The organism is Sphingobacterium sp. 40-24 (assembly GCF_001899705.1).
Classification (GTDB): Bacteria; Bacteroidota; Bacteroidia; order Sphingobacteriales; family Sphingobacteriaceae; genus Sphingobacterium; species Sphingobacterium multivorum.
The window spans coordinates 14,369-29,007 of the sequence record NZ_MKWH01000048.1; the positions used below are offsets into that span (position 1 = coordinate 14,369).

A 14,639-nucleotide genomic window follows, 5' to 3' on the forward strand; every position below is an offset into this window, starting at 1 on the left:
TAATATTAAGTTATTATATTTCCAGAATGGCATGATACCCACCATTTCGCTGTTGTTCAAAGTCAAACTCATATAGCGCCACTTTTCCAAGCAGGCTGATCTTCTGACCAAGATAGAAAGCCATGGCATTTGGAGCGGCAATAAATACATGAACTTTTCCCATCGCTTGGGATTTACGTTTCACCGTTTTCATTGTACTTATTAGCTCTTCAAGTGCTGAAACTGCGTGATTGGCATCGATTAATGAAGTAGCTCCAATTTTTGGCAGTAAGGATGCGTGGACACGTGCTTTGACGTGGGCGAGATTTTCTTCGACAAATGCATTTACATCTTCGATTATATTATGGGTCACGTTAATTGACAAGACTGTTTCGTCACCTTGTTCATTGAGCTGTTCCTCGGTGATTGTCCAAAAAGGAGCAGTCTGTACCGGTGTCGTTTCCGCATCGGCTTTCCATAACTTCTTGCCATTAAATGTTTTTTGTACAAGGGTAATTTCTGGAACGCCATATTTAGGATTGAGCTGCGAACCCAATAAGGTCGCTAGAGATAGGTGTGTATCCAGATGTAATAATACAGGTTTTTTATTTACAATTATTTTCTCTGCAGTTGCTTTTATTTGTTCGTTAATGAATTCCATTCCAGCATATTCTTCTAAAATAAATCTACTAGAAAAGCAGTGAAGAAAACAGCTAATTTGGTCAACTTCATTTTCTAAATTTTCAGCACCTTTTCTAAAACTGCGCACACCAACTTTAAAAAAATCTTCTTCGGCTGTTTTGCCTACGTAAAGATCCTCTGCCTTTAAAATCTCCAAGAGTTCATCTTTGGTAAATACATTTCTGCCCGACGCGTGTAATTTTTGAATGAGGTCGTTATATTTGCTAGAGTGCTGATCGGCAGGTATAGGTCTCAATCCTGACAAGACAAGATTAGTATTTAGTTGATCTTTAACTTGCCTTTCATCACCAAAACTGTGCATTATTCTCAACGGTGCAAGGATTTCTCGCAATTTTTCATCACTATCAATTTCAAGATGAGCTTTCCATGCCTCCCTTATTTTACCGTTTGCTGATTTAGGCCCATTTTTAAATAAAACGTCAAGCCGAATGCCTCCATTATTTCCAAGTAATCTCGGTAGATCATCGTTCCGGTCCAAGCCCCAAGTATTTACTATATTGTACCGTTTTAAAGCAAAAGTATTTGGATCTTTTTTATAATTGTTATGTAATCTCTGTAAAATTGATTCTGTCTTATTTCCGATAAACTCCGGATCCATTAGCGCTTCACACGTAAAGCCTCTTTTGTGGTCAACATGGAATTTTACTTGGTAGTAGTCTTCTGTAACATCATACCCGGATTCTTTGGCTGCTGGATCATAATATACGACCACGTCATCGAATCCAAACGTACAGTCCATTTCCCAGGCAACTTTTTTGATACATGTATGTGAATGGTTCAATCCACAGGCTTTTAGCCAAAAGAATTTTGATTGGAAGTCGTCTCCGCTCTGTCTTGCAATTACACTGGTTGCCATATGTTTATAATTTGTAATTTATAGATCACAGTAATTATGCCCTAAATTGTTTAAGGACAAATTGTCCCATTTATACAAAATTCCTTGACCTTATACTTGGAATATTGCTGAATCTAAGCTTTCATCCATCTAATCCTTAAGGTCAATATGTCAGTTAAAAAACAATGCCTTAAAGAGTCGAAATATATATGTATCTACTTGTTATTTTGAAAATGTGTTTAATACACTAAAATAGTTAAATGTATTTAAAAGCATTTATGGTTTGCCGTAATGAAATGAAAAAGATATTGATAGGAACTGGTAGGAAAAGTTACTCATTTTTTTTCCATTCTTGGTTTGTTGGGGAGATTTTAAGATAGCTTTACCAGTAAGGTGTCAGCTAATATGAAAAAATATGGAACTTCCAAACCAGGGAAAAAATTCAACCTTGAGATGTTGAAGCAATCCGCTTTTATTGAGCTGGAAGAAATATCCCTAGACGAGTTTATGGAGGTTGTCCGCAAAACCGGTAAGAAGGTTACTGAAGAAGAAGCTATCGAAATGCTCGATTTTTTACATATGCTAACAAGGGTCACTATCAAACAGTACTTCTCTCCGGAATAATCTATTTTTTGTAATTTTGTAATATTCTTCGTGGTGATAAATTATTAGCATTCAGCTTATTGGTTTAACCGCGATTTCCAAGATTATAAATAATTTCCAATGAGAAAGACTAAGTTATTTGGGACAGCTGAGTTACATTTCAGATTTCCGTCCTATGAAGACGAGGACAGCAGTCCTTTCATGTTAATTCCTAAAAGTATTCACAGTTAAATGTATTCGTATGAAAAAGAACTATAGCAGCAAAATTGCCGACCTGTATATTCGAGTATCCACAGATGAACAGGCTGACAAAGGTTATTCACAACGAGATCAAGCAGAACGGCTAAAGGGGTATTGTGCAAAGTACGGTATTGCAGTTCAGAATGTAATATTTGAGGATCATTCCGCTAAAAATTTTGAACGACCGGAATGGAGCGCTTATCTGAAAAATTTAAAGAAAAGAAGTAAGAAAGATCGAGAGCCACGGTTAATCCTATTTACTAAATGGGATCGGTTTAGTAGAAATGCTGGGGATGCTTATCATATGATCAGTGTTTTAGAAAGTTTACAAGTTGAGCCTCAAGCAATAGAACAGCCGTTAGACCTTAAGATCCCGGAGAACAAGATTGTACTGGCGATATATCTCTCAACTCCGGAAGTTGAAAATGATAGGAGGGCTTTGAATGTATTCTATGGAATGAGGAGGGCACGAAAAGAAGGCCGGATTATGGGCACACCGCCGTACGGATATATAAACAGATGTACAGAGGATGGAAGGAAATATATAGGTGTTTTGCATCCTGAGGCTGATAATATCATATGGGCATTTGAAGAAATTGCGAAAGGCGAATTGCCTTCTGAGCACATTCGAGTGCTGATGAATAAAAGAGAGGGTAAAAATTTGACCAGAAATGCCTTCATGGTCGCTATCCGAAATCCAGTATACGCCGGAAAAGTTTTTATTGCGGAATTTGAGAATGAACCTGCACATTACGTTAAAGGGAAGCATGTACCTTTAATCAGCGAAGAACTATTTGAGAAGGTTCAGCGGGTTCTGGACGGGAAAAGTCGAAAGAGTAGGACTGAGGTAGGAGAGAGCAAAGTTTTGAGCAATGAAAGTTTTCCTTTACGAGGGATTTTAATCTGCCCTCGTTGTGGTAGTACATTGACTGCAAGTACGTCCAAAGGTAATACCAAACTTTACAGTTATTATCACTGTAATTCTAAATGTGGATTCAGACATAACTCTGACGATTTAAACAAAAAGTTTGTTGATGATCTAAGAAAATATGAGATCTTACCTGAACATAAGGACCTTCTAAAAGTGGCTCTTTTAAGGAATTACAAAAGATATTGTGGTAATGTGGATGACGAAAGAAAATCAGTGATCGCAGATATCGAGAAAGTCAACCAAAAGTTAACTAAGGCAAGAGATCTGTTTTTAACTGATAGATTGGACGAGGACGATTACAATGAGGTCAAAAAAGAATGTAAACAGAAACTTGAAGAACTCGAAGAGAATTTGAAAGGACTTGTTAAAGCAGGTAAGGATCAAGATATCCCAGGCAAATTGTCTTTAGCGTTAGATGGTATATCCAATTTAGCGCAGAGATATGTCGAAGGTAGCTTAGATGATCGAAGGAAGATTGCGAGTTCAATTTACTACCAAAAACTGGAGTTTGACGGCAAGACTTTTCGAACTCCTAAATCGAATGCTTTTCTTAATCTTATTAGGCTGAGTAAGAGTGGGTTAGAAGGTCAAAAAAAAAGTCATCAGAATTTAGAAAATCCTGATGACCATAGAGTGATCCCGCTGGGATTCGAACCCAGGACCCATACATTAAAAGTGTATTGCTCTACCAGCTGAGCTACGGAATCCTACTTCTTTGTTTTTGAACTGCCGTTCCTTGTTTGAAGTGATGCAAAAGTAGGGCTTTAATCCTGTTCCTGCAAATAATTTTGGCTTAAAATCACGCTTTGAGGTTTAATAAGCTGATTTTAAGCCAAAAAAATTAACCATTTTCCAATTCCATGATTTCTTCCGCCAGCTGTTCCCAACTCTCCTGAAATTGCGTCAATAATGCCTTCGCTGAGTTGTAAGAGCGTGTAGTTTCCTGTAACTTAGTCGCATCCGAATACACTGCTTCGTCGGCAAGTTTTGATTCTAAATTTTTAACTAAAATTTCTTGCTCTTCAATTTTTTGTTCAAAAGACGTTAGCTCCTTATTTTTTTTACTCAACAAACGTGTTTTATCTTCCGTAAGTGGTTGCTTTTCTTTCTTTACTTTGGGTTCTTCCTTGATTTTTTTCTCCGTTTTTACGTCCGCCTTTACGACGCGTTTTGCAGCCCATTCTTCATACTCCTGATAGGTACCTGGGTATTCCTTGATCTGTTTGTCTTCAATGTACCAGATTTTGTTTGCTACATTGTCTAAGAAATAACGATCGTGGGAGACAACGATAAATGTACCTTCGTATTGCTGCAAGGCCTGGATCAGAATGTTGACAGACTGCATATCCAAGTGGTTGGTAGGCTCATCGAGCGCTAAGAAGTTCGCGTCCGCGGTTAATGCTTTTGCAAGGGCCACACGCGATTTCTCACCTCCGGAGAGTACTTTGATCTTTTTGAATGCGTCATCACCAGTGAATAGAAAACATCCAAGGATCGAGCGCAATTCAGTCTCTGTATGCTTCGGCGCAAAAGTTTGTAACTCGGCAAGGATGGAATTTTCCAGGTGCAGCGCCTCCAGCTGGTGTTGCGCAAAAAATGTCTGCGAAACATTGTGTCCCTGTTCTGCTTTTCCTTCAAACTGGTGATCCGCATTGGCCACGATACGTAAGAGGGTAGATTTACCTTTACCATTGGCACCAATTAGGGCTATTTTATCACCCTTTTCTATAATGGCTGAAGTATTTTTTAAGATCTCCAGGTTAGGGTATGACTTGGAAATATTTTCCAATGTCACGACGTGGCGCCCCGAAGGTTTTGAAAATTTAAAGCTGAAGTTTACCGTAGGATTGTCATCGTCCACATCGTCAATTCTCTCCAAGCGATCTAATGCTTTGATACGCGACTGCGCCATTTTGGCTTTAGAAGCCTTGGCGCGGAAACGCTCGATAAGGCGTTCTTCCTGTTTTATCTTGGCTTGCTGGTTTTTGAATTGATTGGCCTGCAATTCATTCCGTAGTTCCTTCTCTTCAAGATAAAAACTGTAGTTACCTGCATAAAGTGTTAATTTTCCTTTACGTGATTCTACCGTTTTCTTGATGATGCGGTCAAGAAAATATCGATCGTGGGAAACAATCACAATGGCGCCATCAAATGCTTGCAGATAGTTCTCCAGCCATTTGATGGAAGGTAAGTCCATGTGGTTGGTCGGTTCATCCAATAACAGAATATCTGGAGTTTGCAATAAGATACGGGCAAGCATAACCCGCATACGCCATCCTCCGGAGAAAGTGGCCAATGGTCTTTTCTGTTCTTCTTCGGAAAAACCTAAACCGGCAAGGATTTCATGGGCCTTAAATTCGATGTTATAACCATCTAAAGCCTCAAATTCTACTTGTTTATCACTTAGTTTATTCAGGATTTCATCCGAATAATCTGTTTCTAGTTTGTGGAGTAAGTCCTCGATTTCGGCATGTAATTGATTTTGGCGCTCAAAAGCTTCCATGGCAACATGCAAAATGCTTTTGTCAGAATGGTACGACAATAAGTCCTGGTTTAAATAACCAATCTTAAGGTCCTTCGCCATGGAAATCGTTCCTGATGTGGGCGTATATTGACCGACAATAAGGCGAAGTAAAGTCGATTTACCTGTACCATTGGCACCGATCAAGCCAACTTTATCTCCTGGTTTGATATGCCAGTTTGCTTCGTCATATAAAGCGCGAGATCCTATTTCAAATGTTAAATTATTTATTGATATCATTTCAACTGCAAAAGTACAAAAGTAATGAATATTTCTTCTTCTTTGAGTAACTTTGCGATTATGTATAAATTAGTCAAACCTATATTCTTTACAATGAATCCGGAGACGGCTCACCATAAAGTGACCGGTGGATTGAATGTTTTCTCAAAAATTTGGGGCGCCAAACAATTATTGAATGCTTTTTTTACCGTGGAAGATCCACGTTTGGAACGCGAAGTCTTTGGATTGAAATTTAAAAATCCGGTGGGCCTTGCTGCTGGCTTTGATAAAAATGCGGAATATATTGCGGATATGACTAATTTGGGATTTGGTTTTATCGAAATTGGAACGGTAACTCCTAAGCCACAGCCGGGCAACGATAAACCCAGGATGTTCCGCCTTGTTCCCGATGAAGCGTTGATCAATAGAATGGGATTTAATAATCAGGGGGCAGATGTTGCCGCTACAAGATTGAAAAATCTAAAGGATCGAAAAGGATTGTTAATAGGGGGAAATATCGGTAAGAATAAGGTGACACCCAATGAAGAAGCTGTCAATGATTATATTTATTGCTTCAATGCATTGTTTGACTACGTGGATTATTTTGTTGTCAATGTGAGTTCTCCGAATACACCGGGCTTACGGGATTTACAGGAAAAGGAGCCTTTAAAACATATATTGAATACTTTACAAAGCCTCAATATCGCAAAATCGGCTCCGAAGCCCATCTTGCTTAAAATAGCGCCCGATTTGACGGATAGTCAATTGGATGATATTGTCGAGATCGTTTTGGAAACTCAAATTGCAGGTGTTATCGCAACGAATACGACGATTTCAAGAGAAGGCTTACAGAGCCAACAGGAGCTGATCAATGAAGCGGGTGGTGTAAGTGGACGTCCTTTGACCAAACGTTCAACGGAAGTGATTCGCTACTTAAGTGAAAAATCCAACAAGGCATTTCCGATCATCGGTGTAGGGGGGATTCATTCGGCGAAAGATGCCATTGAGAAGTTAGATGCTGGAGCCAGTCTCATTCAAGTTTATACCGGTTTTATCTACGAAGGCCCAGGCTTGATCGCAAAGATTTGTAAAGGTATTCTTCAAACTGGAAGATAAGGATTAGTATGGACGTTGATTTTGATCTGAAAGATTTCTTGGATAAGAAAGTTGATGAATATAATCAACCTGGTTTTATTCCAAATGATCCCATATCGATTCCCCATCAATTTTCCCGGAAACAGGATATTGAGATCATGGGATTTTTGGCTTCCATCATGGCTTGGGGACAAAGAAAGACGATTATCAATAAATGTAATGAACTGGTGGCTCGTATGGATGGTTCGCCATACGATTATATTGTAAATCACCAAGAACAGGATTTAAAGACCTTGCTGGGATTTAAGCACCGTACCTTCAATGATACCGACATTCTTTATTTTGTTTCTTTTTTTAAGCATCACTATGCGCATTTCGAATCTTTGGAGGATGCTTTTCTCGTAGGACAGGAGAACAGGGAAGAGGTCGACCTAGAAATGGCACTGAATGCCTTTAAAACCTATTTCTTTTCCTTACCTGATTATCCTGTTCGTACACGGAAGCACATTAGTAGTCCAGCACAGAAGTCAACCGTCAAGCGGATCAATATGTTTTTACGCTGGATGGTCAGAAAAGATACAAAAGGTGTAGATTTTGGTATTTGGCACCGCCTGTCCCCAAAAGATCTCATCTGTCCCTGTGATGTCCATGTCGAGCGTGTTGCCCGCAAATTTGGTCTAATTACGCTGGATAAAGTGAATTGGAAAACAGCCCAGGAATTAACAGCCAATCTGCGTTTACTGGATCCGCTGGATCCGGTCAAATATGATTTTGCGTTATTTGGATTAGGCGTTGAAGGGGAAATGTAAAATTAATGCATGAAGAAAAAAAAGCGTCCTTGCCAATTATAATTGGCAAGGACGCTTTTTTTATGCCGCCACCTATCCTAAGATGATGATGAGGTAGCAACCTTATGTGTGAGCCTATCGATCTTGATCAGAAGGTCAACCAAACGATTGGAATAACCAAATTCATTGTCATACCAGCCCACAACTTTGACCAGACCGCCCACCACCGAGGTTAACTGCGCATCAAATACACATGAATAGGGGTTATTGATGATATCTACCGAAACGATGGGATCTTCTGTATAAAATAATACGTTTTTTAATTCGTCTTCTGCTGCAGCTTTGAATGCTTTATTGATTTCCTCTACAGTGGTTTCTTTCTCGAGCGTACAGGTAAAGTCCGTCAATGAACCGTTGAGTACGGGGACACGTATCCCGGCTCCGCCAAGTTTATTCTGCAGATGCGGAAAAACATTGGTAATCGCTTTAGCGGCACCAGTAGTTGTTGGAATGATCGCCGACGATGCTGCCCGCGCTCTCCTTAAATCTTTATGTGGTGCGTCGTGAAGATTCTGGTCTCCCGTCATGGAATGAACCGTGGTAATATAGCCATCTCTGATGCCCCAATTTTCATCCAATATTTTAACGAGGGGAGCAACATTGTTTGTTGTACAGGAGGCATTGGATAAAATCGAAGCAGATAGATCAATGACACTGTCATTAATGCCCAATACCACTGTTGGAATGTCTTTATCTTGTGCCGGGGCGGAGATAATCACTTTTTTTGCACCAGCTTCCAGGTGGAGAGCCGCTTTGTCACGACTGGTGAAATACCCTGTAGATTCGATGACAACATCAATTTGAAGCTCCTGCCAAGGCAGTGCTGCAGGATCTTTTTCATTGGTAACCAAGATGGAAAGACCATTGACAATAATATGTTTTTCATCGTGTGTCACGGTGCCAGGAAAAGGACCATGTACAGAATCGTATTTAAATAGGTGGGCTAAGGTCTTCGTATCTGTCAGGTCATTGATGGCAATGACCTGCAGTTCATCGAAAGCCTCCCGTAAAAAGATATTACGTAGTGTATTCCGACCGATGCGTCCGAATCCATTGATTGCTATGTTTAGCATTTCAGATTATTTATGAAATTGGCTTATTGCTTCGTTAATATTTTTTTCACCTTCCCAATGTGCTTTTAGTTTTCCGTCCGCACCATAGACGTAATTTGCGGGAAATTGTGAAGGTACGTGGATGGTCTGTATAAACGTTTGGTCTTTATCAATCAATACCTCTACGTTGGATGCTTTGGATAGTTTAGGTGCAAAGGTGTCAAAAAAACCTAGTACTAAGGCCGGATCATTCATGGAAATATAATAAATATTGACGTCTTTTATACGATCAATATTCTTTTCAAGCTCCGTAGCTTCATGTTGGCAATGACTACACCCGGGATCAAATAGAATAAAAACGGTATTCTTGTCTTTAGCAACGTTTTCCTGCGTAACACGGATGCCCGAACGAAGCTGATAAAATGTGAAATTAGGCAGAATGGCCGCAGGGTCGGAAGATTGCTTTGGCGCAGCTTGACTAGGATCGTGGTCTGCATGATCATGACCTGCATGATCATGGCTGTCAGCACTGGCTTCCTGCGTAGTATTTGCAGTTTGATCTGTTTTCGGTTTGTTGTTGTTGCATGAGGAAAGAATGCCGGCGGCCAATAACGCTGTCACTCCTAAGATTATCTTTTTATTCATAGAATACGTTTGCTTTTAAATCAGTTTTCGTGATTTTATCGTTTTAATGTTTATGCTTAATACATCGTCAATTTTTACGTAGAAAGTATTGAAGAATGTATTATACTAATGATCAAAACTATGAAAAAAAAGGGATTCTTAATCGTAGAAATTCATTTATGACAGTATACTGGATATTAATGCATGTTGTGATCAAAACAATTTAACCTGTTGCAGTTCCTTTATTCTATGATGTCAGGACCGTCATGCGTAGACTTTGAGTCTGTCAATGAGGTAGATTGAATAATTTCTGGCGTACTTCTTCCAAATTCAATGCTATACACTTTCAATAATACACCCACACAAGATAGGATTAGTGGACCGAAGATCAATCCCAGCATACCAAATAGGTTTAATCCCAGCAAAACACCGAATACCGTTATTAAGGGATGAACGTCACCCAACTTTTTCAATATGGTAAATCGAAGTACATTATCAATACTACCAATAATAATGATACCATATAAGGCAAGACCTATTGCATTTCCGGACTGTCCATTCGCCAGTAGAAAAAGCGCTGCTGGTAGATACACCACCATCGTTCCCAAAATTGGGATTATAGTGGAAACTGCGGTAAGAATTCCCAGAAAGATCGGGCTCTCCAAGCCAAAGAACCAATAACCAAGCCCCGCTACAATACCTTGGCATATAGCCAAAATCGGGATGCCGATTGCATTGGATTTTACCATCATATCAAACTCTTTCCACAACTCGGCTTTACTGGTTTGGGTGAAAGGGATCGCTTGATAAATGGTTTGTTCTAGTTTTTTGCTGCTAACCAACATAAAATACAACACAAATAGCGCTACCAGTATATTGACACCAACTTCCGCAACGGAATTCAGAATATTGGGTATAAATTTAGCTGCTTTTTGAAGCGTTCCCATTAAGGCGGTATCAGAAAGATCGATATTGCTTAAATAGGGGCTATCTTTAAAGTACGTTTTGATCGAGTCAAACTTGTGCATCAGATCGTCTTTGTTGCTAATGACTTCTGTTACCTGAGGTACCATGTAGTTGATTAACAGATAGAGTGGCCCTACCAAGAATATGATAGTCAATAATATCAATAAAATACTGGCGAAAGATTTATTCCATTTTTTTTCTTCAGTCAACTTAAAATTGATTTTTCTAAAAAGAATATATAAGGTAACTGCTCCCAGAAAACCGGGGAGGTAGTAGAATAAGCTTGTAAAGATCAATATACATATCGCCAGAATGATGACGATTAGCATGATTTGATTGATGGAATTATTGTTGATTTGTTTGTACTTCATATAGCTGACAAATATACTGTCTATCGATTGTTATTTATCGTATGACAATATTTTTTTGGAAAAAGTTTTGTCTGGTTAAAATAAACTTTCTTTTTTATAATTTCAATGTTTTATTGTATTTCTTTTTTCTGCCCTAAAGCCAATTGTGAAGTTCTGGTTCCCAGTGATTAGCAATCATGTTGTTTTGCTAAATTTTGATAGCTTTATACGCTATGCTGTACCTAGACTTTCTTTAACCTAGGCACTAATCGTGCGTAGTAAACATAGTCTGTTTACGTTTACATGGAGGGCCAACATCATTCACGTTAGTATGGAAGATGGAAATCTGCTTAATTTTAGTTTTGATTCTGCGGCATTAAAACCTCCCTTAAGATCGTTAGTATATCGTATTGTTTGACAAAAAGCATGGATTGTACCGTCCTTGTTTGACTGGTTTCTTTAGCTGAAAAGGCCGTGCCGCTTACTGTTTTGGTCGCCTTATGAAAAAAAGGATGAGACCCTTTTCCTTTTTTATTGTTTGAAAATAAGCCCATAATCTTTTGTTTTTGTTGGTTATAGCGATCAGGCTCGTTCAGCGGAACCGCTATAACTAATATACAAAATAAAACGGAATTAATTGATAAAAATTTGACTGCCACGCTCTTCATCCTTTTCTATTGAAAGGGATACTGGAATACGTTCTTTGAGCTCTTCAACATGTGAAATAATACCGACGATGCGGTTTTCCTTATGTAAATCTAATAGGGTTTCGAAAACAATATTAACAGAAGTGATATCTTGTGTTCCAAAGCCTTCATCGATAAAAAAGAAGTTTCTGGCCGCACGCGAATTAGACTGTACACTTTCTGCTAAGGCCAAAGCCAGACTTAGGGATACCTGAAATGCCTGTCCACCGGATAGTGTTTTTACACTGCGATTTTTTCCCTCATTCAAATAATCGATAATTTCAAATTCATTGTTGTCATTCAGCTGCAGGCTAAGTTGATTGCGGGTCATGCGATGGAAACGAATGTTCGCATGATCACACAGCTGCCGTAAATAAATCGAAGAAACATATTGCACAAAGCCCGCACCTTTAAATAGATTAAAAAGTTGTTTCAAATTATCGTGGCGTAAACTTAGTTTGATCTGTTGTTGCTGGAGATTTTCCTTTTTAGCATAGGCGATTCTTAGCTGATCGCGCTCTTGTTGAAGTCGGGCAACATTTTCTGTGCTTGCTTTCAATTCTTGGGCGCTCTCATCCAGGATTTTTTCCTGCGCGAGAAATTGGTTTTCGTCATATACCTGGTCGACGAGTTTCTTTTCCAACTGACTGATCTGTGCCTTCACCGTTTCAAATTGAATCTGAAATTGCTCCAGCTCTTGTCGGATCTGTATGACAGACAAATTCTCCGCGAGTATTTGCCGAATCTCTTCCAACGTTTCAAAGGGTGACGCCTCAAGTAGCTGTTGGAGCGTGACATCGGCCTCTTGACTTTCACGTTCGATATGTCCGAGCTGTTCAACAATGGTCTGTACCAAGCTGTTTTGGGCTGCAAATTGACTGTTTAACTCATTTAATCGTTCGCTTAAAGCAATGTAGTCGCGCTCAATCTCAAGATTCGATCTTTTCAGTGCAGTATATTCCTGTTCGACTGCTTCGGACTCCCGCATTTTATAGTCGGACCAGCGCAGCGTTTTTAGATTCCCCATATTTTGATTAATCTGGGCCTGTTTGCTTGCTTCATCACGTTCAAACTGATGCAGTGCTTTATTGTATTTCTCCAGCTTTTCCTCAACGGAGGCGAGTGTAGCTTGATGTTCGCCAAGTTGTTGCTCCACTTTTGCTAGTTGCGTTTCGATCCGGGCAAGCTCCTGCTTATTTGATGTGTAGCTGGATTCATCCGAAGGACTATAACCGGCCCATGTAAATTGTTGGGCATGCGCAATTTTGTTACGGGCATTCAGCTGTATTTTCGTATGTAGATCTTGTTGCTGATCATTTAGTGACTGCAAACGTAGCTGAAGTTTCTCGACCTGAAATTGCTGATCCTGTTGGTGCTTAAGGTTCTCATTTGTCTCAGTAATCAATTTCTCATTAGCGGCAACCTGGTGAGAAATATCCTGTCCTTGATTGATGGCGGGATGTTCCAAAGCTCCACATAGTGGGCACGGGGAGCCTGCTTTAAGGTTTTCTGCATATTGGGTCAGCCTTTGCTGCAGGAGAAGATGAGATTTTTCATCTTGGAGTGCTTGAAGTTTTTGCTCGAGGGCATTGACGACAAGAGGATGATTGGATCGAAATTCTTCGAGATCAGGATGGAAGGCATGGAGTTCATTCTTCAGTATGGCTATGCTTTTTTCTAAATCAATGGCCTGTTTGTTCAGGTCGTCTTCCTGCTGCTGGATGCTCTGCTGCTTGGTATACCACTGACCCAGCTCCATGAGTTCTTGAGATGAGGGTTTTGCTCGCTTTAGGCTGACGATTTGAATTTCTGTCTCCTGAATTCTGGCTTTACAATGTCGTTGTTGATCTTTCGTTTCCTGCACAAAATTGCGTCCCTTCTGCGCCCGATCCTGTAAACTCTTGATTTCATTTGAAAACGTAATCAATTGGCTTATCAATTCCAGGTCCAATTCCTGAATACGACGCTGTGGTAGCAGCTCATATTGTGATTTCAACAGATTTAGACTTGAGGAATGCTCCTGGATCAGCTGTTGAATTTCGGCCTGTCTCTGCTTTTCAGTTTCTACTCTTTTCTGTGTAATTAGGCCTTCCGCCGCTAATTTTTCCTTAGTTTTAAGAATATGTAGAAAGTTGGTTTGCGCTTCCTCAAAGCGATTTAACTTTAACCTTAAAGTTTCTTTTTCATCTTTTTGTTCTAGCAATTGCTGAAAGAGTGCTTTCACTGTTCGGAGTTCTAAGAAATCCTCTTTGAGTTTTTTGAGGCTTAAGAACCTTTCATGATGCGCCTTGTACGACGACTCAAGGACGACAAAGGACTCGACTGCCAGTTGGAGATTTGTTTCGGTCGTTTCTATCAGTTCGGTTGTGACCTCATCAAATCCGATTAATTGACCGTTGAGGTGATCCAGTTCGGACTGATTTTTTTTATAGAGGTTGGAAACTTTATCCTGCAGGTCGAATCGATGCAGCTGAAAAATTTCTTTCATCATATCCGTGCGTTCCTTGGCTCCGAGTTCTATAAACTCTTTAAACTGTCCTTGAGGAATGATGATTGTCCGCTTGAAGTTCTCATAGCTTAATCCGATGATATGCTGTGTATTGCTGCTTTCTAGTGGAACCCATGCTTCATTGATTTTTTCGTAGAGTACAACCGTGGGCGATTTCACATCATCGAATTTTTTGGAATTGCGTTTAAATTCGCGGGTAATTCTAAATGTACGGTCTTCAAAGTTGACGAAATCAAGCTCAATATAAGATCGGTTAGACTTTAGATTCATCATGTTATAAGCGCGCTTATCCCGTGCATTCAGGCGTTCTGTTTCCCCAAATAAGGCGTAGGTAATTGCTTCCAATATCGATGATTTGCCGGAACCCACCGCACCGAAGATACCAAAAAGACCTGCTTGAGAAAGCGCAGTGAAATCGATCGTCTGACGTTCTTGATAAGAGTATATCCCTTCTAGAGTTAACTTTAATGGAATCATGG

General features: G+C 39.7%; 10 protein-coding genes, 1 tRNA gene and 1 pseudogene. 4 read left to right on the top strand and 8 right to left on the bottom strand.

The features are described from left to right. Positions 1–13: 13 nt before the first annotated feature. Complete coding sequence (locus BGP15_RS18360; protein WP_078704205.1) at positions 14–1,537, bottom strand: SAVED domain-containing protein; 1,524 nt, start codon at positions 1,535–1,537, stop codon at positions 14–16. A 384-nt stretch (positions 1,538–1,921) separates the two neighbouring features. Here BGP15_RS18360 and BGP15_RS18365 point away from each other — a divergent pair, with 384 nt between their 5' ends. After that, complete coding sequence (locus BGP15_RS18365; RefSeq protein WP_078704204.1) at positions 1,922–2,140, top strand: hypothetical protein; 219 nt, start codon at positions 1,922–1,924, stop codon at positions 2,138–2,140. A gap of 220 nt (positions 2,141–2,360) precedes the next feature. Then, a pseudogene (locus tag BGP15_RS27000) lies at positions 2,361–3,383 on the top strand (recombinase family protein); the annotation flags it as partial. 541 nt (positions 3,384–3,924) lie between these two features. Here BGP15_RS27000 and BGP15_RS18370 read toward each other — a convergent pair. Both BGP15_RS18370 and BGP15_RS18375 read right to left on the bottom strand, forming a co-directional pair. Next, positions 3,925–3,997, bottom strand: a tRNA-Lys gene (locus BGP15_RS18370). Positions 3,998–4,131: 134 nt separating this feature from the next. Beyond that, on the bottom strand, positions 4,132–6,051 hold the full coding sequence (locus BGP15_RS18375) for an ABC-F family ATP-binding cassette domain-containing protein (RefSeq protein ID WP_070568943.1): 1,920 nt from the start codon (positions 6,049–6,051) through the stop codon (positions 4,132–4,134). A 60-nt stretch (positions 6,052–6,111) separates the two neighbouring features. Between BGP15_RS18375 and BGP15_RS18380 the strand changes: the two genes are divergently transcribed. Both BGP15_RS18380 and BGP15_RS18385 read left to right on the top strand, forming a co-directional pair. Then, positions 6,112–7,146, top strand: coding sequence for a quinone-dependent dihydroorotate dehydrogenase (locus tag BGP15_RS18380; protein WP_070569103.1), 1,035 nt, complete (start codon positions 6,112–6,114; stop codon positions 7,144–7,146). 8 nt (positions 7,147–7,154) lie between these two features. Beyond that, positions 7,155–7,934, top strand: coding sequence for a TIGR02757 family protein (locus tag BGP15_RS18385; protein ID WP_286752006.1), 780 nt, complete (start codon positions 7,155–7,157; stop codon positions 7,932–7,934). Positions 7,935–8,011: 77 nt separating this feature from the next. Here the strand turns inward: BGP15_RS18385 and gap are convergent, their stop codons facing one another. From gap to BGP15_RS18410, 5 genes are all read right to left on the bottom strand, one after another. Next, positions 8,012–9,046 (bottom strand): type I glyceraldehyde-3-phosphate dehydrogenase, encoded by a 1,035-nt coding sequence (gap, locus tag BGP15_RS18390; protein WP_286770439.1) that lies wholly within the window; start codon positions 9,044–9,046, stop codon positions 8,012–8,014. A gap of 6 nt (positions 9,047–9,052) precedes the next feature. Further along, a complete protein-coding gene (locus BGP15_RS18395; RefSeq protein WP_070568934.1) occupies positions 9,053–9,670 on the bottom strand; it encodes a TlpA family protein disulfide reductase in 618 nt (205 codons plus the stop codon). Positions 9,671–9,891: 221 nt separating this feature from the next. Next, positions 9,892–10,986, bottom strand: a complete 1,095-nt coding sequence (locus BGP15_RS18400) for an AI-2E family transporter (protein WP_070568932.1) — start codon at positions 10,984–10,986, stop codon at positions 9,892–9,894. A 335-nt stretch (positions 10,987–11,321) separates the two neighbouring features. Further along, the gene (locus BGP15_RS18405) at positions 11,322–11,519 is read right to left on the bottom strand and encodes a hypothetical protein (RefSeq protein WP_286770440.1); all 198 of its coding nucleotides are present in this window, start codon (positions 11,517–11,519) and stop codon (positions 11,322–11,324) included. Between the two features lie 79 nt (positions 11,520–11,598). Further along, entirely contained in the window at positions 11,599–14,637 is a 3,039-nt protein-coding gene (locus BGP15_RS18410) for an AAA family ATPase (RefSeq protein ID WP_286770441.1), read from the bottom strand. Between the last annotated feature and the right edge of the window lie 2 nt (positions 14,638–14,639).